This window comes from Methylobacillus pratensis, assembly GCF_054072455.1.
Genome location: NZ_JBSUSR010000001.1, coordinates 34355 through 54967, shown reverse-complemented (window position 1 = coordinate 54967; position 20613 = coordinate 34355). Strand labels below are relative to the sequence as shown.

18 protein-coding genes are annotated in these 20613 nt (G+C 57.6%); 4 read left to right on the top strand and 14 right to left on the bottom strand.

Features of this window, described 5'->3' with window-relative positions; genetic code table 11:
- Positions 1-12: 12 nt before the first annotated feature.
- The 10 genes from ACW4YW_RS00245 to rpsB all read right to left on the bottom strand — a co-directional run bounded on the left by ACW4YW_RS00245 (position 13) and on the right by rpsB (position 10252).
- On the bottom strand, positions 13-516 hold the full coding sequence (locus tag ACW4YW_RS00245) for an OmpH family outer membrane protein (protein WP_309565338.1): 504 nt from the start codon (positions 514-516) through the stop codon (positions 13-15).
- A 71-nt stretch (positions 517-587) separates the two neighbouring features.
- Positions 588-2918, bottom strand: a complete 2331-nt coding sequence (gene bamA / locus ACW4YW_RS00240; RefSeq protein ID WP_457135711.1) for an outer membrane protein assembly factor BamA — start codon at positions 2916-2918, stop codon at positions 588-590.
- Between the two features lie 17 nt (positions 2919-2935).
- Positions 2936-4303 (bottom strand): RIP metalloprotease RseP, encoded by a 1368-nt coding sequence (gene rseP, locus ACW4YW_RS00235; RefSeq protein WP_457135710.1) that lies wholly within the window; start codon positions 4301-4303, stop codon positions 2936-2938.
- Complete coding sequence (ispC, locus tag ACW4YW_RS00230; RefSeq protein ID WP_457136480.1) at positions 4297-5481, bottom strand: 1-deoxy-D-xylulose-5-phosphate reductoisomerase; 1185 nt, start codon at positions 5479-5481, stop codon at positions 4297-4299. The genes rseP and ispC overlap by 7 nt, the downstream gene beginning before the upstream one ends.
- Positions 5481-6311, bottom strand: a complete 831-nt coding sequence (locus ACW4YW_RS00225; protein WP_457135709.1) for a phosphatidate cytidylyltransferase — start codon at positions 6309-6311, stop codon at positions 5481-5483. Before ACW4YW_RS00225 ends, ispC begins: the two co-directional genes overlap by 1 nt.
- Position 6312: 1 nt before the next feature.
- Positions 6313-7065, bottom strand: coding sequence for an isoprenyl transferase (locus tag ACW4YW_RS00220; RefSeq protein ID WP_457135708.1), 753 nt, complete (start codon positions 7063-7065; stop codon positions 6313-6315).
- 48 nt (positions 7066-7113) lie between these two features.
- Positions 7114-7671 carry a ribosome recycling factor gene (frr, locus tag ACW4YW_RS00215; protein WP_457135707.1) on the bottom strand — a complete coding sequence of 186 codons (558 nt, stop codon included), beginning with the start codon at positions 7669-7671 and terminating at the stop codon, positions 7114-7116.
- Between the two features lie 31 nt (positions 7672-7702).
- Positions 7703-8419, bottom strand: coding sequence for a UMP kinase (pyrH, locus tag ACW4YW_RS00210; RefSeq protein WP_407994912.1), 717 nt, complete (start codon positions 8417-8419; stop codon positions 7703-7705).
- A gap of 108 nt (positions 8420-8527) precedes the next feature.
- Positions 8528-9403, bottom strand: a complete 876-nt coding sequence (gene tsf, locus ACW4YW_RS00205) for a translation elongation factor Ts (protein ID WP_457135706.1) — start codon at positions 9401-9403, stop codon at positions 8528-8530.
- Between the two features lie 99 nt (positions 9404-9502).
- Positions 9503-10252, bottom strand: a complete 750-nt coding sequence (rpsB, locus tag ACW4YW_RS00200) for a 30S ribosomal protein S2 (protein WP_309565346.1) — start codon at positions 10250-10252, stop codon at positions 9503-9505.
- Positions 10253-10473: 221 nt separating this feature from the next.
- On the opposite strand from rpsB, the gene map reads away from it, so the two are divergent.
- Positions 10474-11274 (top strand): type I methionyl aminopeptidase, encoded by an 801-nt coding sequence (gene map / locus ACW4YW_RS00195; protein ID WP_309565347.1) that lies wholly within the window; start codon positions 10474-10476, stop codon positions 11272-11274.
- A gap of 5 nt (positions 11275-11279) precedes the next feature.
- Positions 11280-13850 carry a [protein-PII] uridylyltransferase gene (locus tag ACW4YW_RS00190; RefSeq protein WP_457135705.1) on the top strand — a complete coding sequence of 857 codons (2571 nt, stop codon included), beginning with the start codon at positions 11280-11282 and terminating at the stop codon, positions 13848-13850.
- A gap of 83 nt (positions 13851-13933) precedes the next feature.
- On the opposite strand, the gene ACW4YW_RS00185 is transcribed toward ACW4YW_RS00190, so the two are convergent.
- A complete protein-coding gene (locus tag ACW4YW_RS00185) occupies positions 13934-14209 on the bottom strand; it encodes a cupin domain-containing protein (RefSeq protein WP_309565349.1) in 276 nt (91 codons plus the stop codon).
- Positions 14210-14470: 261 nt separating this feature from the next.
- Between ACW4YW_RS00185 and ACW4YW_RS00180 the strand changes: the two genes are divergently transcribed.
- Both ACW4YW_RS00180 and ACW4YW_RS00175 read left to right on the top strand, forming a co-directional pair.
- Positions 14471-15118: a glutathione binding-like protein gene (locus tag ACW4YW_RS00180; protein ID WP_457135704.1), complete on the top strand. Its 648-nt coding sequence runs from the start codon at positions 14471-14473 to the stop codon at positions 15116-15118.
- Between the two features lies 1 nt (position 15119).
- On the top strand, positions 15120-15890 hold the full coding sequence (locus tag ACW4YW_RS00175) for a dienelactone hydrolase family protein (protein ID WP_457135703.1): 771 nt from the start codon (positions 15120-15122) through the stop codon (positions 15888-15890).
- A 31-nt stretch (positions 15891-15921) separates the two neighbouring features.
- On the opposite strand, the gene ACW4YW_RS00170 is transcribed toward ACW4YW_RS00175, so the two are convergent.
- The 3 genes from ACW4YW_RS00170 to ACW4YW_RS00160 all read right to left on the bottom strand — a co-directional run bounded on the left by ACW4YW_RS00170 (position 15922) and on the right by ACW4YW_RS00160 (position 20076).
- The gene (locus ACW4YW_RS00170) at positions 15922-17685 is read right to left on the bottom strand and encodes an ABC transporter ATP-binding protein (RefSeq protein ID WP_457135702.1); all 1764 of its coding nucleotides are present in this window, start codon (positions 17683-17685) and stop codon (positions 15922-15924) included.
- A gap of 138 nt (positions 17686-17823) precedes the next feature.
- The gene (locus tag ACW4YW_RS00165) at positions 17824-18993 is read right to left on the bottom strand and encodes an LLM class flavin-dependent oxidoreductase (RefSeq protein ID WP_407994919.1); all 1170 of its coding nucleotides are present in this window, start codon (positions 18991-18993) and stop codon (positions 17824-17826) included.
- Between the two features lie 18 nt (positions 18994-19011).
- The gene (locus tag ACW4YW_RS00160) at positions 19012-20076 is read right to left on the bottom strand and encodes an LLM class flavin-dependent oxidoreductase (RefSeq protein ID WP_457135701.1); all 1065 of its coding nucleotides are present in this window, start codon (positions 20074-20076) and stop codon (positions 19012-19014) included.
- Between the last annotated feature and the right edge of the window lie 537 nt (positions 20077-20613).

Here is a 20613-nt window from a genome sequence, read left to right as displayed (position 1 = left end):
TACTGGCTGGGCTTACTTCTTGCCCAGGGATTTCAATACCTTGTCGGTAATGTCGATCTTCTTGTTGGCATAAGCCACGCCACCGTAAACCACCAGGTCATAGCCCTCGGCTTCGGAAACAGCCGTGACCGCCTTGTTGATCCTGTCCTGCAGCACGCCCAGCTCTTCGTTCTTGCGCAGGTTGACATCTTCGCGCAGCTCGCGCTGCTTGCGCTGGAACTCGATCTTGAGGTTGGAGGCATCGCGTTCCTTGTTGCGACGGTCAGCTTCCGACATGGTCAGGCTGTCCTTTTCCAGCGCAGTCTCCAGATCGCGGATCTGTTTTTGCAGGCGGTCAAGCTCGTTGGTACGCGGGCCGAACTCCTTTTCCAGCTTCTTGCCGCTCTCGGCAGTTTGCGGCGCTTCCTGCAAGATCTTGTCAACCTGCACATAGCCGATTTTCAATTCGGCGGCCTGGGTACTGGCTGCGAAAGACAAAGCAGTGGCAACCAACAGACTTTTCAACAACTTATTCAATTGACTTTCTCCTGATATACAAGCTTTTGCTTCAATAATTTCAAATTAACCATACAGTATTCTAGACCAGCTTAGAACTGCTGCCCCATCTGGAATTGCAGCATCTGGGTACGATCGCCATCTTGCTTGTTGAGTGGCTTGGCCAGCACCAGCTTGATCGGGCCGAACGGCGACAGCCAGCTGACCCCGACACCTGTGGAGTAGCGCACATCGCTCAGGCTGGTGGAATAATTATTCCCCGACTCATTAATGCCGTCACCGGCAATCGAGCCTGCATCGATAAAGGTGCTCAAGCGCAAGGCATTGTTGTCCTTCATGCCCGGGATCGGGAAATACAATTCCGCGTTCGCGAGCAAGCGTTTTGTACCACCGGCGGCAAAATCACGATAGCCCAGACCGGTCGTGTCATAGATACGAGGGCCGATCGAGCTTTGTTCATAACCGCGTACCGAGTTCACACCACCGGCATAGAAGTTCTTGAAGAACGGGAAGTCCTTGTCGCCATAGGTATTGCCATAGCCGATTTCACCGTTCAGCATCAAAGTGACGCTCTTGCTGATGTCCTTGTACCAGGCATGCTTGTATTCCAGCTTGTAGTACTGGAGATCCAGGCCGGGCAAGGCAACCTCGGAGCTGATGCGCTGCAACACCCCTTTATTCGGGAACATGATGTTATCGCGCGTATCGTGCGTCCAGGCCAGGTTAACAAACCAGGAGCTGTTGCTGCAACTGTTAGCGTCTTCGGAACTGCTGCAATAACGCCTGAACTGTGGCGGGCTATTGCTGCTCAGCTCAACGTCCGTGTAATCAAAGGTCAAGCCGGCGCTGACGAAATCCCGCTCATTCAACGGCATGCCGAAGTTCACGCCTGCACCGTAAGACGCGGTCTTGTAGTCGCCGGTACGCAGGTAAGTCGTATCGACCTTGCGGTGGTAGACGTTGAAGCCGCGGCTGATGCCGTCCGGGGTGAAGTAAGGGTCCGTGTAAGTCAACGAGTATACAGTGTTGATGCGGCCGGTATTGACCTGCGCAGCCACGCGGTTACCCGTGCCAAGGAAGTTGTTCTGGTTGATGGTCACGCCCAGCACCACGCCTTCATAGCTGGACAGGCCGGCACCGAACATGACGCTACCGGTCGAACGTTCCGTCACGTTGATATTGAGGTCAACCTGGTCGTTAGTGCCCGGAACCGCAGGCGTTTCGACGTTGACGTCAGAGAAATACTGCAATCTCTCGAGACGCTGCTTGGAGCGCTCGATCTTGTCCGCGCCATACCAGGCAGACTCCAATTGGCGCATTTCGCGGCGCAACACTTCGTCCCGGGTCCGCGTATTGCCGGTCAGGTTGATGCGGCGCACATAAACGCGGCGGCCCGGGTCGATGTAGAAAGTGAATGCGACGGTATGCTTTTCCTTGTCGACTTCGGGAATCGCATTGACGTTGGAAAAGGCATAACCCTCATTGCCCAGGCGGTCATTGATCGCCTTGCTGGATTCCGTGACGCGCTGGCGGTTGAACACCTCCCCTGACGAAACGGAGATCAGGCTGCGCGCCTCGGCTTCGGGAATCAGCATTTCACCGGCCAGCTTGACATCGGTCACGGTGTACTTCTCGCCCTCGGTGACATTGATCGTGATGTAGATATCCCGCTTGTCCGGCGTGATGGATACCTGGGTCGAATCGATATTGAATTCCAGATAGCCCTGGTTCATGTAGAACGAACGCAGCGCTTCCAGGTCGGCTGTCAGCTTCTGGCGGGAATACTGGTCGTTCTTGTTCCACCAGGTGAGCCAGTTGGGCGTGGTCAGCGTCAGCTTTTCCAGCAGCTCTTCCTTGGTGTAATCCTTGTTGCCGACGATATTGATATTGCGGATCTTGGACACCGCGCCTTCTTCGATGTCGAAGCGCACGGCGACGCGGTTACGCTCGAGCGGGGTCACCGAGGTCTTCACCGAGGCGCCATACTTGCCCTGGGATAGGTATTGGCGCTTGATTTCCTGCTCCGCGCGATCCAGCATGGACTGGTCGAAAATCAACCCTTCTGCGAGGCCGATCTGCTTCAGGCCTTCTTTCATCTTGTCCGTGGGAAAGGATTTGTTGCCATTGAAGACGAGCTGGGCAATGGCCGAGCGCTCCTGCACCATCACGACGACGACGCCGTTGTCGGACTCGATCCGTACGTCCTTGAAGAAGCCGGTGCCGTAGAGCGACTTGATCGCCTGCGTGGCTTTTTCCTCTGTCATGGTATCGCCCACACGCACGGGCAAATAGTTGAACACCGTACCGGCTTCAGTCCGTTGCAGGCCTTCTACACGGATGTCCTTGACCACGAAAGGATCCTGAGCCAATGCTGAAGTGGAATAAAGAGCCAGGATTAGTAATGGGATATGTTTAAGCTTCATGCCAAACTTCATTAAGATCAACCTGTTATAAACCTGGTTATGTCATTGTAAAAAGCGACTGCCATCAATAAAGCCAATATCGCCAAACCTATACGCTGGCCCACTTCCATGGCGGCTTCAGAGACCGGGCTGCCCTTGAAAATCTCTATCGTATAATACAGCAAATGCCCCCCGTCCAACACTGGCACGGGCAATAGATTAAGCACCCCGAGGCTGATACTGATCAAGGCCAGGAAGCCGATGAACGACTTCCATCCGATATGGGCGCTCTGGCCGGCATAGCTCGCAATCGTCACCGGGCCGCTCACGCCTTTCCACGAGGCCTCGCCGGTCACCATGCGCGCCAGCATCTTGATGCTAAAGACAGATGTTTCCCAGGTTTTATCCACCGCCCGGGTAAAAGATTGCAAAGGCCCGTAGCTCACGGTCACGCTCAACTTTTCAACCAGCGCTTCGTCCACCTGGTAGGCGGCGCCTATCCGGCCTATTTTCGTGCCGTTTTCATCCACGGCCTGCGGAATGACGACCGCGTCCAGCTCCCGCTCACCGCGCTTCAACCGTAATGTCAGCGGCTGCTCAGGCTGCTCGCGCACCAAGGTGACAAACTGCTCCCACTCAGCGATCGGCTTATCATTGACCGCGAGCACTTCGTCACCGGTCTGCAAGCCGGCCCTGGCCGCCACGCTGTCGGGCATGATGTCTCCCAGGCGCGCCGGCATAGCGGGACGGAAAGGTGCCAACCCCAGCTTTTCCAGGAAGTCGGACTCGAAATCCTCTTTTTCGATGCTATCCAGCTTCAGTTCGGCTTCATGCTCGCGCTGCGCCTCGTCCCTCACCTTGACTGTCACCGCTGGGGACTTGATCGCCTCCTGCAATAATATCCAGCGCACGTCAGTCCAGCTCGCGACCGGCTCGCCGGCCACGGCAGTGATCAAGTCGTTGCTCTTCAGCCCCGCTTGAGCGGCAGGCGTTTGGGCAGGCACGTCCCCAAGCACGGGCCGCATGCCCGGCACGCCCTGCATGAACAATACCCAGTAGAGGAAAATCGCCAGCAGCAGATTGGCCGCCGGGCCTGCAGACACGATCGCAATCCTTTTCCAGACGGATTGCCGGTTGAACGCCCGTTTCAATTCGGCTTCGCTGACGCTGCCGGGCACCGGCAGTTCGCGTTCGTCCAGCATCTTGACGTATCCGCCCAGCGGCAAGGCCGAGATCACGAACTCGGTATTGTCCGCGCCAAAGCGCCGCCTGAAAATAGGCCTGCCGAAACCCAGGGAGAAACGCAGCACCTTGACATTGCACCAGCGCGCCACCTGGAAATGGCCGTACTCGTGCACGGCGATGAGGATGCCGAGGGTTACCAGAAAGGCGAGCAAGGTCAGCATGCTTCCAACTGCCTCCATTCCAGGGCATGGGAACGGGCCAAGGCATCGGCCTCGACCAATTGGGAGATGGATGTGACGGCCTCGATACTCATGGCCGTCAGCACGGCCTCGATCAGGCGCGGGATATCCAGGAAACCGATATTGCCGTTGAGGAAGGCGTCCACTGCCACCTCGTTCGCAGCATTGAGGATGGCCGGCGCGGTTCCCCCGTGACGCAAGGCGTCGAAGGCGAGCCGCAGGCATGGAAAGCGTGCAGTATCCGGTGCCTCGAAGTCGAGCCGACCGATCTTGAACAAATCCAGGGCATTGACGCCCGCCTCCAGCCTTTCAGGATACGCGAGGCCGTAGGCAATCGGGGTGCGCATGTCAGGATTGCCCAGTTGCGCCAGCACTGAGCCGTCTACATATTCCACCATGGAATGGATCACGCTCTGCGGGTGCACCACCACTTCGATTTTCTCCGCCGGCGCATTGAACAGCCAGTGCGCCTCGATGACTTCCAGCCCCTTGTTCATGAGCGTCGCGGAATCGATCGTGATCTTGGGTCCCATGACCCAGTTGGGATGGTTCAGTGCTTGCGCGGGTGTCACCGCCATCAGCTCGGCAGTACTCGCCTTGCGGAAAGGGCCGCCTGAAGCGGTGAGCAGGATACGCCTGACGCCGCCGTCCTCAAGCGCGGCCAAACGCGCGGGCGGCATGACCTGGAAGATCGCGTTATGCTCGCTGTCGATCGGCAGCAAGGTGGCGCCGCCCTCCTCCACCGCCTGCATGAACAGCTTGCCCGCCATCACCAACGTTTCCTTGTTGGCCAGGAGTATCCGTTTGCCGGCATATGCCGCCGCCATGGCAGGCTTGAGCCCCGCAGCGCCGACAATGGCCGCCATGACCACATGCACCTCGGGATGCGCCGCAACCTCTTCCAGCGCCTCCAGGCCTGAAAGCACCTGCGTTTCCGTGCCTTTCAGCCTTTGCTGCAATTTTTCCGCCGCGGCGCTATCCAGCATGACGGCATAACGGGGCTGATATTGCAGACAGAGTTCAGCCAGCTCGTCGACCCGGGAGTTGGCCGTAAGGGCAAACACGCGATAGCGTCCAGGATGCCTGGCGATCACGTCCAGGGTATTGAGGCCTATAGTGCCGGTGGCGCCCAGAATGGTGACGTTTTGTAGCATGGGCATCATGACGCGGAATGCATCCACGCGTGGTAGTAAAGAGGCAAATGAAGAAAAAATGCCGCCAGCGGCAGGCTGGAAGTCAGGCCATCGACACGGTCGAGAATGCCGCCATGGCCGGGCAGCAGGTTGCCGCTATCCTTGAAGCCTGCCTGGCGCTTGATCAGGGACTCGAGCAGGTCGCCCATAATGCTGAACACCGTCAACAGCCAGAACCCCGCAATCAACAATGCATTCAAGTCAAAAGCCATGCATAGCGCCAATCCGTACAGGCTCACGGCGACCAATGCGCCGAGCACGCCCTCCCAGGTCTTGCCCGGGCTGATACTGACCGCCAGCTTGTGCCTGCCGAAACGCTTGCCGGCGAAATAGGCGGCACTATCGGCAATCCAGACCACGAGCATGATCGCCAACAGCAGCCAGGGGCTGATCGCGCGCAAGCTGACGAGCGCCAGCCATAAAGGCAGCACGATCCACCATCCTGCAAGCATCATGAGATAAGGGTTCTTTACCTGTGTACGGCGCCATAACCAGATCGGCACGATGGCAATCCAGAAAACCGCCGCCAGGGGCAAACCCCAGTAAAGCGCATACTCTTGCATGAAGGCGTTTGCCGGCCCTTGCCAGAAGGCGAAGAACACCCCGGCGATGGCAGAGGCGGCAATATACAGGTAGCGGACAGCGGGCTTGAAGCCGGCCATGTGGGACCACTCCCATAGGCCGATCAGGACGCCGATCAGCATTAACAGGGACCAGTAAGGCTCCGGCAACAGGAACAGCACTGCCAGGAATGCGGGAATCAGGATGGCTGCCGTCAGCAAGCGGGTCTTCAGCATATCAGTCCGCGACCAGTTGCTCGCTCGTGCGTCCAAAGCGGCGTTCGCGCTGCTGATAGGACGCAATCGCGCGCTTGAACTCGGCCTCGTCGAAATCCGGCCACAAGGTTTCAGTGAAATACAACTCGCTGTAGGCGAGCTGCCACAGCAGGAAGTTGCTGATACGCTGCTCTCCGCCGGTACGGATGAACAAATCCGGCTCGGGCGCGTAATGCATGCTGAGATAGGCTGCCAGATCGGCTTCCGTGAAACTTTGCGCAAGTTCGGGTTTTTCCGCCAGCAGGCGCTTCATTGCCTGCATGATGTCCCAACGGCCGCCATAGTTGACCGCAATCGTCAGGGTCAGTCCGTCATTGCTTGCCGTCTGCGCCTCGGCCTCTGCGATCTTGGCTACCAAGGCAGGGTCGAAACGGGAGCAATCCCCGATCATGCGCAAGCAGATATTGTTTTCGTCGAGCTTGCCGACTTCTTGCTGCAGCGCTTCCATGAATAGGCCCATCAAGAAACTGACTTCGTCCGCAGGACGGCGCCAGTTTTCACTGCTGAATGCAAACAGGGTAAGGTATTTCACGCCATGGTTCGCACACAGGCGCACGACTTCGCGCACGACCTCGACGCCGCGCTTATGCCCTGCGACTCGAGGAAGAAAGCGCTTCTTGGCCCAGCGGCCATTGCCGTCCATGATCACGGCAATGTGCTGGGGAATCTCGCCCGTTACCGGGATGGTCTGGGTGGAGCTGGAAAAAAGTGCCACTCAATGCTCCATGGGATAAAAACAATATAAAACCACTGGCTGCCGCAATTAAACAGCCATCAACTCGGTTTCCTTGGTCTGCAGCAGCTTGTCGATCTCCGCCACAAACTTGTCCGTGAGCTTCTGCACGTCATCCTGCGCGCGACGTTCGTCATCCTCACTGATTTCCTTATCCTTGACCAGTTTTTTCAGCGCATCGTTGGCATCGCGGCGCACGTTGCGTACCGCCACCTTGGCATTTTCCGCCTCGCCACGCACCACCTTGACTAGGTCGCGGCGGCGCTCTTCAGTCAACATCGGCATGGGAACCCGGATCACGTCGCCGTTGGTGGCGGGATTGAGGCCGAGGTCGGCATCGCGGATCGCCTTTTCCACCTTGGCCGTCATGTTCTTTTCGTATGCCTGCACGTTAAGGGTGCGCGCATCGCCCAGGCTCACGCTGGCAACCTGGTTGATTGCCACCATGGAACCGTAATATTCGACATGCACATGGTCGAGCAGCCCGGTATGCGCACGACCGGTGCGTACTTTGCTCAAGTCGGCCTTCAAAGCCTCTATGGACTTCTGCATTTTCTGTTCTGCAGTGTTTTTTACGTCTTGTATCATGATGTCTCCTGCTAAGCATGTATCCGGGGATTTAAGGCAGAACGCGCGTTCCCTCGTCTTCGCCCAGTACGACCCGTTTCAGCGCTCCTTGGCGGAAAATGCTGAAAACGGAGATTGGTAACTTCTGGTCGCGGCACAATGTCAATGCCGTCGCATCCATGACTTTCAGGTTCTTGACGATCGCCTCGTCGAATGTCAGCGTCTTGTAGCGCATGGCTTCGGGATTCCGTTTCGGGTCATCCGTATACACGCCGTCCACCTTGGTCGCCTTGAGGACGATCTCCGCATTGATTTCCATGCCGCGCAAGGCAGCTGCGGTATCGGTGGTGAAGAACGGATTGCCCGTCCCTGCGCCGAAGATGACCACGCGGCCCTCTTCAAGATAGCGGATGGCCTTGCCGCGAATGTAGGGCTCGGCCACCTGCTCGATATTCAGTGCGGACTGCACTCGGCTCACCAGGCCTACATGGCGCATCGCGTCCTGCAGTGCCAGGGCATTCATGACCGTTGCCAGCATGCCCATGTAGTCAGCCGTCGCCCTATCCATGCCTTCTGCCGCCGGCGCCACGCCGCGGAAAATATTGCCGCCGCCGATCACCACTGCCACTTCCACGCCGAGATCGACTACTTCCTTGATCTCTTCCACAATCCGGGAAATGGTCGCTCGGTTGATACCGTAGCTGTCGTCGCCCATCAGGGCTTCACCAGAGAGTTTCAATAAAATGCGTTTATAGGCGGGAGTGCTCATGGGGCTCCTTATTGTTATGCAAATTGTGCAAAACGTGAATCATCCCACATATCAAGACGATCCACGTTCGTTTACTACCAGCAGGCCGCAACGGGTGCGACCATTAGTTTACACCTTTGCTGCAGCAGCAACTTCAGCAGCAAAATCGGTGACGACCTTTTCAATGCCCTCACCGACCACATACATGGTGAAAGAAGCGATGCTGGCATTGTTGGACTTGAGCAGCTGCTCGATGGTCTGCTTGTCGTCCTTGACGAAAGGCTGGCTCAGCAAGGTCACTTCCTTGAGGAACTTCTGCACGGTGCCGTCGGCGATCTTGTCCAGCATGGCTTCCGGCTTGCCGGCTTCCTTCGCCTTCTCGATCGCGACGCGGCGCTCGGCTTCGATCAGCTCGGCAGGAATGCCGCTGGCGTCCAGGGACTTCGGCTTTGCAGCGGCGATATGCATGGCAATATCCTTGCCCAGCGCTTCGTCGCCGCCAACCAGGTCGACCAGCACGCCGATCTTGCCGCCGTGCACGTAGCTCACGAGCTTGCCCTTGGCTTCGGTGACGACGAAACGGCGCACGGTGATGTTTTCACCGATCTTGCCGATCAATTGCGTACGGATATCTTCCACGTTGCCGCCCTCGATATTGAGTGCGGACAAGGCAGCCACATCGGCAGGCTTGTTCGTGGCGGCAGCTTCGGCCACCTGGTTGGTGAAGGCGAGGAAATCCGCATTTTTGGCACAGAAATCGGTTTCAGAATTGATTTCAACAATCGCGCCCAGCTTGCCGTCGGCCTTGATGCTCACGGCCACGACGCCTTCAGCGGCCACGCGGCCGGCAGCCTTGCTGGCCTTGTTGCCGAAACGCACACGCAGGATTTCTTCCGCACGCGCCATATCGCCTTCAGCTTCTGTCAGCGCCTTCTTGCAATCCATCATGGGCGCATCGGTGCGCTCACGCAATTCCTTGACCATGCTTGCGGTAATTTCAGCCATTGTTTTACTCCTTGAATATTTTTTGTTGGCGTTAGCCAGGTTTCATTAACCAAATTCGGGTACAAAAAAAGGGGGCCAGAGCCCCCTTTTGACAGGGTCTTACTCTGCCGCGGCTTCTTCAACCTCGACAAATTCCTCTTCAGAGGCTGCCTTGACGATTTCGTTGATGCTTTGGTTACGGCCTTCCAGCACTGCATCGGCAATGCCACGCGCATAGAGGCGGATTGCACGGCTGGAGTCGTCGTTGCCGGGGATGACGTACGCTACGCCGTCCGGGGAGTTGTTGGTATCGACCACGCCGATCACAGGGATGCCCAGCTTGGCTGCCTCAGTGACAGCGCCGCTTTCGTGGCCGACGTCGATAATGAAAATCGCGTCTGGCAGGCCGCCCATTTCTTTGATGCCGCCGATGGAGCGCTCAAGCTTCTCGACTTCGCGCTTGTAGCCCAGGGCTTCCTTCTTGCCGAACTTCTCGATGCCACCGTCTTGCAGCAAGGCTTCGTATTCGTTCAGGCGCTTGATGGACTGCTTGACGGTCTTGAAGTTGGTCAGCATGCCGCCCAGCCAACGGTGGTTGACGTAGGCGCAACCGGCGCGCTGTGCTTCTTCCTTGACGATTTCACGCGCTTGGCGCTTGGTGCCGACAAACAGGATGCGACCCTTGTTTGCAGCCAGTTGACGCACGTACTTCAATGCGTCTTCGAACAGCGGCAGGGTTTTTTCCAGGTTGACGATATGAATCTTGTTGCGGTCGCCGAAGATGTATTGGGACATCTTGGGATTCCAGTAGCGGGTTTGGTGGCCGAAGTGCACACCGGCTTCCAGCATTTGACGCATAGTAACGGACATTTTAATCTCCAGTAAGGGTTATTGCTTCCATACGCCCAACAACATCCGCGTTTTCGCGCGGACACCCTGTACGGGGCGCATGTGCAGATTTGCAGCCTTGCCGTCGCGGCTGGCTGCGGGATTCCACCCGGCAAGCATTATTCCTGCCAAATGGGTGCGGTATGCTACCATAAGCAGCTGTACGAACTCAAGGAAAACCTGGGCGCAAGCCTTGCAATACAATGGCAATCAACATCAAGACAGAAAAAGATATCGAGAAAATGCGCGTGGCCTGCAAACTGGCCGCCGAAGTCCTGGATTTTATCACACCGCACATTCAAGCCGGCGTCACGACAGGCAAGCTCGACGAGCTATGCCACGACTACATGGTCAACGTGCAGAAGACCATCCCGGCCCCCTTAAACTACGCGCCCCACGGCCACACCCCGTACCCGAAATCGATCTGCACTTCGGTCAACCATCAGATATGCCATGGCATCCCCGGAGCCAAGGTATTGAAGAACGGCGACATCCTCAACATTGACATCACCGTCATCAAGGACGGTTATTACGGCGATACCAGCCGTATGTTCCATGTCGGCGACATCTCGATCCAGGCCCAGCGCCTATCGGACATTACATATGAATGCATGTGGCTGGGCATAGACCAGGTCAAGCCAGGCGCGACATTGGGCGATATCGGCCATGCCATCCAGACCTATGCTGAGAAGCAAGGCTTCAGCGTCGTGCGCGAATTCTGCGGCCACGGCATCGGCAAGAATTTCCACGAGGACCCGCAAGTGCTGCATTACGGGCAGCCCGGCAAGGGCGCCGTGTTGAAGCCCGGCATGATTTTCACCGTAGAACCCATGATCAATGCCGGCAAGCGCGATATCAAGCAACTGGGCGACGGCTGGACCATCGTCACCAAGGACCACAGCCTGTCCGCGCAATGGGAGCATACCGTGCTGGTGACCGACGACGGTTATGAAGTCCTGACCGTTTCCGCAGGCACGCCTCCCGCCCCCGCCTTCATCAAATAAGCAGCATGCAACCCGCCGCACGCGCAGACAATACGCTTGCACGCCAATGGCGCCAGGAACTGCAAGCCGGGCAACATGCGCTGAAGCAGGAATTCCTGCACAAACCCAATGTCAGCCGCCTGCTGCAAGCCCAGGCGGCGCTGACGGATCGCGTACTGCGTGCCCTGTGGCAGGCTTTCGAGCTGGACGCCGAGGCCTGCCTGATCGCCGTCGGCGGTTACGGCCGCGGCGAGCTGTTTCCCTACTCCGATGTCGACATCCTGATCCTGCTGAATAGCGAGGCTTCCGCATCGACCAACCGCAAGATAGAGGAATTGGTCGGCGTCCTGTGGGATACCGGGCTCGCCATCGGCCACAGCGTCCGCACCTTGACCGAGTGTATCGTTGAGGCGCAAGGCGACGTCACAATACAGACCAACCTGCTTGAGGCTCGCTACCTGGACGGCCACGCCACCTTGTATGGCGATTTCCTCCAGGCTGTGGCATCCGTCATGAATGTCGCCAAGTTTTTTGAAGCCAAGGTGGAAGAGCAGCACCGCCGCCATGCCCGCTTCAACGATACGGCGTACAACCTCGAGCCCAACATCAAGGAAAGCCCGGGCGGGCTGCGCGACCTGCAGAACATCATCTGGATCGCACGCGCGCTCAATCTTGGCAGCAATTGGCGCGAGCTGGTCAAGAACCGCATCCTGTCCAAGCATGCCGCGCAACAAGTGCGGCGCCACGAACGCAACCTGCAGATGCTGCGCACGCGCCTGCACTACCTGGCCAACCGGCGCGAAGACCGCCTGCTGTTCGACTTCCAGAACGAGCTGGCATCCCAGCTCGGCCTGGTCACGACCAAGCGCAGGCGCGCCAGCGAGCAATTGATGCACAGCTTCTACCAAAGCGCTAAGTTCGTGGGCCTGATCAACGAAATCCTGCTCCAGGTGCTGCGCGAGCGCATCTATCCAGAACAGCATACCGTCGTCAGCCTCAACAACCGTTTTGAGGCCGTCAACGGCCTGCTGGAAACCAAGAGCCCGACCCTGCTCTACGATGAGCCTTCCGCTATCCTGGAAAGCTTTCTCGTCCTGCAGCAGCACCCCGAGCTCAAGGGCATGGGCGCCGAGCTGCTGCGGGCATTGCACCGCACCAAACATGAAATCACGCCCCAGTTCCGCGCCAACGCAAAGAACAAGGCGTTGTTCATGCAAATATTGCAGCAGCCCAAAGGCATTACCCATACGCTGAAACTCATGAACCGCTATGGCGTGCTCGGGCGCTATATCCCCGCTTTCGGCCGCGTATCGGGCCAGATGCAGCACGACCTGTTCCATGTCTACACCGTGGACGAGCATATCCTCAACGTGCTGGCCAACCTGCGCCGTTTTGCACTGGCCGAGTTCGCGCACGAATTTCCATTATGCAGCCGGCTGCTGCGCGAGTTTCCCAAGCCCCACCTACTGTACCTGGGCGCCCTTTTCCACGACATCGCGAAAGGCCGCGGCGGCGACCACTCCACGCTCGGCGCCGTCGATGCCCGCCGCTTCTGTAAGCAGCACAACCTTCCGGCAGAAGACGGGGAGCTGGTAGCTTGGCTGGTCGAGGCCCATTTGGTCATGTCGAGCACGGCGCAGAAGTCCGACTTGTCCGACCCCGCAGTAGTGGAAAAATTTGCGCATTATGTAGGCAGCGAATACCGCCTGATTGCGCTATACCTGCTGACCGTAGCCGATATCCGCGGCACCAGCCCGAAGATATGGAACGCATGGAAAGGCTCTCTGCTCGAAAACCTGTTCCGCGCCACCCAGCGCATCCTGCGCGGAAGCAATCTGAACGAAGAGCTCAGCGCCCGCCAGCAGCAAGCCAAGGAAATCCTCAGCTATTATGGCGTGGTGGAGCAAGCCTACCAGCCGCTATGGCAGCAACTGGGTCCCGCCTACTTCCTGCGTCACGAAGCGCAGCTGATCGCCTGGAACACCCGGCTGCTGCTCACCCACATCGATACCCAGGCACCGATCGTACGCGCCAGGCTCAGCCCGGCTGGCGACGGCATCCAGACCATGATCTACATGCCCGACCAGGCCGACATATTCGTCCGCATCTGCAGCTTCTTTGGTCGGCTGGGCTACAACATCGTGGAAGCCAAGGTGCACACCACCCAGCATGGCTATGCGCTTGATAATTTTTTGGTTCTGGATCAGTCAGATAAAAATATAACTTATCGTGATTTATTAAGTTTCATCGAATACGAGCTGACGCAAAAACTGCTCAGCCAGGCGCCGCCGGATGCACCGGTGCAAGGCCGCATTAGCCGCCAGGTAAAACACATGCCGATCAAGCCCGAACTCACCATCGCGCAGGAAGCCGAAGGCCCCAACACCGTACTGGACATCGCCACCAACGACAGGCCGGGCCTGCTGTCGCGCATCGCCCATGTCCTGCAGCAACACCATATCCGCCTGCATACGGCGAAAATCAATACGCTCGGCAACCGCGCCGAGGATACTTTCCTGATTTCCGACCAGTCGGGACAGGGCTTGAACCCCGACGTCCTGACGGCATTGGAAGAATCGCTCCGCTCGCAGCTTTAACTTGCCAGGATATATAGATTTAGCTGCAATAAAAAAGCCCCGTCATTAAGACGGGGCTTTTTTATTGTGCGGTTAGTGCGAAATTAACCGTGCTTGTAGTGCTTGCGCAGTGGCTTCACTACTTCCCAGCTGCTTTGCAGGCCGACAGGGAATACAACCAGGTCGCCTGGAACGATGCGAACAGGTTCGCCGCCCTTTGGCGTTACCAGGATTTCACCTTCCAGCACATATGCTGTTTCCTTGATGCCGAAGTCCAGCGGGAACTTGGACACTTCCTTTTCCCAGATGGACCAGTTTGCCACACCCAGTTCCTTCAATTTCTCTTCACTTGGGTTGTGCTCGATAATAATTTGACTCATTTAAAAATCCTTGATTAATCAACAAAAACTGGACGAAAAAACAGCCGTAATACCAGCTTGCACGAGATTCTAACATGCGACCGTAGTCAGGCATACCTGCCGCTGCCAAACTGTTTCCAATAAAACACCTAAGTGTCAATCTGTCCGAAATTAAAACACCAAAGCACGAAATTCAACAGTTCTGCCCAGTACGATCAATAGCTTAGCCACCGGCACATTTTCTGCATATTTCCGAAGTTATTGCAAAACAATTAAGGACGCATGATGACAACATTGTATATTTCTCCAGGCGCCTGCTCCCTGGGGGCGATTGTGACCCTCAAAGCCCTGGATATTCCTCATCGGCTGGTACGCGTCGCCTTGCGCCAGGCAGGCTCCCAGATCTACGACATCAACCCTTTGGGTAGAGTGCCCACACTGCAACTGGATAACGGCAATGTCATTACCGAGAATGCCGCCATCCTTCCCTACCTGGCCGACAGCAAGCCTGAGGCCAATCTGTTTGCCCCCGCAGGAAGCCTGCAACGCGCGCATATCCAGGAGTGGCTAGGCTTCGCCAATTCCGACCTCCATCCTGCGTTCAGGCCGGTGACGCGCCCCGAGTTGTTTGCCGATCACCATGAGGCGCAACAGCAAGTGCGCAAGAAAGGCCTGGAACGGCTCAACCGGCTGTTATCCCACGTGGAAAAACGCCTTGTGGCGGATCAATGGCTGGTAGACGGGCGTTTCACGATTGCGGACGCCTACCTTGGGGTGTTCCTGGGCTGGCTGCCGCGGGCCGATATCGAGGCTAAAGACAAATACCCGGCGATCCATGACTATCACAAGCGCTACCTGAGCCACCCCGCAGTGCAGGAGGCGCTTGCTGCCGAAGCACAGCTGCGTGCCGGCGATCAAGCGCAGGGCTAATATGGGCATTTTTTCGCAATTACTCCTGGCCTTGTCCGGCAGCCTGCTACTTTCAACCACGGCCAATGCTGGAAGCAGCCTTTTACTGACAACGCCACGCGGCGCTACGATTGAAATCATAGAGGACAAGCCATCCGGTGACGGGCCCTTCCCTGCCGTGATCCTGGGCTCGGGTTCCAACTATGATGCCAGGCTGCCCCTGCAGGAGCAGGTTGCCAGACAGCTGGCCGAGGCCGGCCTTGCTACCATCCGCTTCAACTGGGCATACCACGTGCAAGACCGGGAAAACGGCAAGCCCTCGCTTGATAGGCAGCCGGAAATCGAGGATATGCAAACGGCCATCGCCTATGCCAGGCAGCAATCCTGGGTAGACAATCAACGCATCGCCGTGGCAGGAAAATCGCTGGGCTCGATTATCGGCTGGAGAGTATTTCAGGCTGATCCGGAACTCAAGGCGGCCATATTGCTGACGCCCGTATGCAGAACGCCTCCAGGGCTTGCGCAGCAATATGCAAATGCCGCAGACGAGACCAGGCCAAGCCTGTGGCTGCTGGGCAATGCCGATCCCGTCTGTGTGACTTCAGACCTCTATAGCTATCTGGGAATCAAGCCCAGCCCGGCGCGCATTGCCGTAGTGGACGGCAACCATGCGCTGGCGCAGGAAGGCCAGCCTGCAGATCCCGACAACTTGGCCTTGGCGGCAAAAATAGCAGCGCAATTTGCCGCAACAGCCATCATGCAAGGAGTAAATCAAATAGATACAGGCAAATGAAAATATAATACTTTAGCAATCTATTTTTTCTTCAGAGCTCACCTGTCTGCAATTTCCAAAGCTCTGCATAAGGCCCGCCGCTTTCCAACAATTCTGCATGGCTTCCCGACTGGATTATCCGGCCGTGTTCCAGCACATGGATGCAATCCGCATGACGGACAGTGGACAATCGGTGCGCAATGATGATGCTGGTACGCCCTACCACCAGCTTGTTGAGCGAGCGCTGGATGGCGGCCTCGGTTTCGTTATCCACCGCGGAAGTCGCCTCGTCGAGGATCAGGATCGGCGGATTCTTGAGGATGGCGCGCGCCAGGGCCAGGCGCTGGCGCTGCCCGCCCGAGAGCTTCATGCCGCGCTCGCCCACCTGGGTATCGTAACCTTCCGGCAGCCGCTCAATGAACTCGTGGGCCTCAGCAGCCTTGGCGGCGGCGATAATCGCATCAATACCCGCATCAGGCTGCCCGTAGGCAATGTTCTCGGCAATGCTCGCATCCGTCAGGAAGGTGTCCTGCGCGACATAGCCGATTGCGCGGCGCAATTGCTGCAGGTCCAGGGAGGCGATATTCTCCCCGTCGAGCAGGATCTGGCCTTGCTGCGGGTCGTAAAACCTCAGCAACAGCTTGGTGATGGTGCTCTTGCCGCCGCCGGTCGCACCCACCAATGCCACAGTCCTGCCGGCCGGGATATGCAGGTCAAACCCATCAAGCGCGGGCTGGCCCGATTGGGCATCGTAGGCGAAACGCACTCCCGCAAAGCGGATGTCGCCTTTCACCGAGTCCAGCCCCAGGGGCTTGCCGCCGTACTGGATCGCCAATGGCGAATCCAGTAAATTCATCACGCGCTGGATGGAAGCCATTGAGCGCTGGTAAAGGTCGGTCAGCTCGGCCAGGCCGGTCAATGGCCACAGCAGGCGCTGGGTCAGGTAGACCAATGCGGAATAGCTTCCCACGCCCAGCTCGCCATTCAAGGTCATGAAACCGCCGTAAAGCAAGGTCACGGTAAAGCCTGCCAGGATCGCAATGCGGATCACCGGCGTGATCGCGGCGGAAAGGCGGATGGCTTCCGCATTCTTCTGGCGATAGGCATCGGAAGCGCTGCGGATATGCTGGGACTCGATCTCCTCTGCAGCATAGGCCTTGACGGTGGCGATGCCGAGCAGGTTATTGTTGAGGCGCGTCGCCAAGGCGCCAGCCGCCTCCCTGACCGAGGTATAGCGCCTGGCAAGACGGGACTGGAACCAGAATGCGCCATAGAGGATGAACGGCACGGGTATCAATGCGAGAAACGCCAGTTCCTTGGTGAGGAAGAAGAACACGCCACCTACCATCACCGAGCCAAAGAACACCTGGATCAGGCTGTTGAATCCGCCATTGAAGAAGCGCTCCATCTGGTTGATATCCTCATTGAGGATGGCCAGCAGGTTGCCGCTGCGGTTGCGCTCGAAGTAGGCAAGCTCGAGCTGCTGCACGTGCTGGTAGGCCTCCATGCGCAAGTCGTGCTGCAGGTTCTGCGCGAGGTTGCGCCAGCGCACGTCATACAGGTATTGGAACAGGGACTCCCCGACCCAGATCAACACCGTCAATGCGGCAAGCAATAGCAGTTGGTCGCGTGGCTCCGCGATGCCCAGCCCAGCCAGGAAGGAAGCCTTCTGGTTGACGACGACATCGACCGCCACGCCGATGAGTATCTCGGGCAGGATGTCGAAAATCTTGTTCAGCAGGGAATAGATGGAAGCGATCCACGCATCGCGCCGGTATTGGCGGGCATGGTTGAATAACCGTCGAAGAGGATGCATATGGGATGTAGTGGGCAAAGTTTTGATTTTATCAGCCAGGCATAAAATATCAGCCACATTGTGACTGCGGGTTTGACCGCCTGGAAACGTAAAAACCCCATGCCTCAGCATGGGGTTTTCTTGAGCGACGGTAGGAGATTAACCGACTGCGCGCAAAGCAGGCGCGCTATCATGGCCGCGCACCAAGGGCAGTACTTCCTCCCCTACCCGGTAAGCCTCTTCCAGGTGCGGCGTGCTGGCGAGGATGAAAGCATCCGCGCCGAGCCTGACCAGGTCATCCAGGCGCTCGGCCACCTGCTCATAGCTGCCAACAATGCCCTGGGTCTGCCCGCCGCGTAGCAGGCTGAGACCGGACCAGACGTTGGGATGGATGATGAAGTCTCGGTAATCATTGAGCTCCTTCGGCGCATTGCTGCGCTGGCGGCTGGCGCCGACGGAATCCCCGGTTTGCTGGGCAAAACGCTTGTAGCGCTCGCGCGCAGCGTCATCAAGGTTTTCAAACCCGCGCTGCACTTCGCGCCAAGCCTCCTCCTCGGTGCGGCGGGCAATGATGTCCACGCGCACTGCGCATTTGATCTTGCGGCCCAATGCGGCAGTGCGCTCCTTCACGCGGTCGAACTTGTCGCGCAACTGGTCGAAAGGCTCCAGCCATGAAAGGTAATAGTCCGCATGCTTGGACGCGGAAGCCAGGGCCGCGTCGGACGAGCCTGAGAAGTAAATCTCAGGGAAATCCTGGCCCAGGAGCTGGGCCGGCAGGGCCGCATTCTCCACCTGGTAGAACTTGCCCTGGTAGGAAAAACTGTTCCCGCTCCATACGCCGCGCAATACGTCCAGGAATTCTGTCGTGCGCGCATAGCGGTCGTCGTGCGGCGCCACGTCGCCCCACCACAGCTGGGCAGGGCCGCCGCCGCCGGTAATTACGTTGTAAAGGGCACGGCCGCCGGTGGCGCGTTGCAGGCTGGCCGTCATGCGCGCAGCCACAACCGGGTTCAGGAAGCCGGGCTGGAACGCAATCATGAAACGGAAAGTACTGGTCTCGCGCGCGAGGAACGAGGAAATCGCCCACGGCTCGTCGGTCATCGGGAAGGAAGGGATCAAACCGCCTTGGAAGCCCGATATCTCGGCGGCACGCGCCACCTCGGCGATATAGTCGAGGTTGTTGAAGCCGTCGCCATGGCCACCGCTGAGGCCTTTCTGCACGATATGGTCGCCTTGCTGCTGCGACCAGTCGCCGCGGTGGTGCAGCTTGTTGCGCAGCGAGCTTGGCTCGCCGTGCGTTGGAATTCTCCAGAAAACATCAATTGCCATAATATATCGACTCCTCTATCAGGCTGCGCGCTGGCTGGCGCCATTTATCAGGGAACGCAGCGGCGGCAGGACATTCTCGCCAATGCGGTAGGCCTCTTCCAGGCTGGGGACGGCGCCCAGGATGAACTGCTCGACGCCCGCTTCCGCCAGCGCGGCCAGCTGTTCCATAACTTGCTCGAAGCTGCCGACCAGGGCGGCGCTTGCGCCGGTGCTGGCTGTGGTCAAGCCCTGCCACAACCCTGCGGTATTACTGTCATCGGCCTTATGGTCGGTCTGTTCGGCATAACGCTTGGCGTCGAATACCGCTTCTTCCTCGGTTTCGCGCGCCAGGACATCGACGCGCAGGCCGATTTGCAATGTACGGCCCTGCTTGCTTGCCAGGTTGCGTAAAAGCGAGATTTTCTTTGCGACTTCGTCCAGAGGCTGCGCTTCCAGCACATGCACATCGGCAAGCTTGGCTGAGAGGGCGTATGCCTCGTTCGTCTCGCCGGATAGATAGATGGGAGGAACCTTCTGACCGGAAAGGGGCCCTTGGAAGCCGCCTTGCAACACCTGGAAGAAGCGGCCGTCGAAGTCGTACCCGGTCGTGGTGATGACGTTGCGGGCCACGGTGACAAACTCCTCCACCCTTGGATACAAGTCCGCCTGCGCCGCGAAGTCGCCATGCTGCCTGCGCTTCGCCTCATCGGGCTCCACGCCGATCTGCCAGGCAAAACGGCCTTCGGTAAAGCGCTGGTAGCTCACCGCGTTCTTGGCGGCATAAACCGCCGAGCCGCGCGAGGCGTCGAACTCGGCCAGCACCGTCAGGTAGCGCGTCGCGCGGCTGAGGTAGCCGGCGACGATCCAGGATTCGTCGCCTTCAGGATCGTTCCTGACCTTGATGCCGTCGAACTTGGCCAGTTCCACCGCCTTGGCGATCTGGTGCAAATGGTCGAAATAATTGAACCGCTGGCCGCGAGGGTCGGTCACGCCCGGCAGGAAATAAGGCCGGCTGTCGGCCCTTTCGCCCCGGATGCGTTTTTCGGCGTCGGCATAGCGCCCATCCCCTGAGGTCGGCGCTTGCCAGAAAAATTTAACTGTCATGCATATCTCCGCGATATTTCTACTTAGATCATTATCCTTATCGCAGAAACCATGCCATTCGCCTTTAATTCCCATAATTATTTTATGGGAATTTACAGAGGTTTGAATCCTTTAGCTTATTTTACAGATTCATATTGCACGGGATTTTAATGCTGGACTTGAGGCAGGCATATTCGCGGCCCGAACTGTTTATATAAAAACACTTTAGCCCTTTAATTTGCTCCAAAATAAACAGTTGCTCCAAAATAAACAGTTGCTCCAAAATAAACAGTTTCTACTCAATAAGCAGCCATCTCTCGATTAAACAAGACTTGGTTACGGACTCTTTTTTGACCTGTAAAGATTAATGCTGTCTTTCAAATCGATTGTCACGGAGCGCGCGACCTCAGCGTAATCGGGGTCTTGGGAAGCATATAGGATTGCCCGTGAAGAGCTGATAATCAAGCCGGTGCCGTTTTCAGTCTGGCCTGCCTTGGCCAGTTCTCTGCGGCTTTAAAGCCCCCCCAATATCATGAGTCGCGTCGACAATGTTCTTTA

What these genes read in the sequence shown, in the direction of transcription:
- frr (WP_457135707.1), bottom strand. Translation starts at nt 7,671, where the DNA reads ATGATACAAGACGTAAAAAACACTGCAGAACAGAAAATGCAGAAGTCC.
- ACW4YW_RS00165 (WP_407994919.1), bottom strand. Translation starts at nt 18,993, where the DNA reads ATGGCAATTGATGTTTTCTGGAGAATTCCAACGCACGGCGAGCCAAGC.
- tsf (WP_457135706.1), bottom strand. Translation starts at nt 9,403, where the DNA reads ATGGCTGAAATTACCGCAAGCATGGTCAAGGAATTGCGTGAGCGCACC.
- rpsB (WP_309565346.1), bottom strand. Translation starts at nt 10,252, where the DNA reads ATGTCCGTTACTATGCGTCAAATGCTGGAAGCCGGTGTGCACTTCGGC.
- pyrH (WP_407994912.1), bottom strand. Translation starts at nt 8,419, where the DNA reads ATGAGCACTCCCGCCTATAAACGCATTTTATTGAAACTCTCTGGTGAA.
- rseP (WP_457135710.1), bottom strand. Translation starts at nt 4,303, where the DNA reads ATGCTGACCTTGCTCGCCTTTCTGGTAACCCTCGGCATCCTCATCGCC.
- ACW4YW_RS00160 (WP_457135701.1), bottom strand. Translation starts at nt 20,076, where the DNA reads ATGACAGTTAAATTTTTCTGGCAAGCGCCGACCTCAGGGGATGGGCGC.
- ACW4YW_RS00225 (WP_457135709.1), bottom strand. Translation starts at nt 6,311, where the DNA reads ATGCTGAAGACCCGCTTGCTGACGGCAGCCATCCTGATTCCCGCATTC.
- map (WP_309565347.1), top strand. Translation starts at nt 10,474, where the DNA reads ATGGCAATCAACATCAAGACAGAAAAAGATATCGAGAAAATGCGCGTG.
- ACW4YW_RS00180 (WP_457135704.1), top strand. Translation starts at nt 14,471, where the DNA reads ATGATGACAACATTGTATATTTCTCCAGGCGCCTGCTCCCTGGGGGCG.
- ACW4YW_RS00170 (WP_457135702.1), bottom strand. Translation starts at nt 17,685, where the DNA reads ATGCATCCTCTTCGACGGTTATTCAACCATGCCCGCCAATACCGGCGC.
- ispC (WP_457136480.1), bottom strand. Translation starts at nt 5,481, where the DNA reads ATGCCCATGCTACAAAACGTCACCATTCTGGGCGCCACCGGCACTATA.
- ACW4YW_RS00190 (WP_457135705.1), top strand. Translation starts at nt 11,280, where the DNA reads ATGCAACCCGCCGCACGCGCAGACAATACGCTTGCACGCCAATGGCGC.
- ACW4YW_RS00185 (WP_309565349.1), bottom strand. Translation starts at nt 14,209, where the DNA reads ATGAGTCAAATTATTATCGAGCACAACCCAAGTGAAGAGAAATTGAAG.
- bamA (WP_457135711.1), bottom strand. Translation starts at nt 2,918, where the DNA reads ATGAAGCTTAAACATATCCCATTACTAATCCTGGCTCTTTATTCCACT.
- ACW4YW_RS00175 (WP_457135703.1), top strand. Translation starts at nt 15,120, where the DNA reads ATGGGCATTTTTTCGCAATTACTCCTGGCCTTGTCCGGCAGCCTGCTA.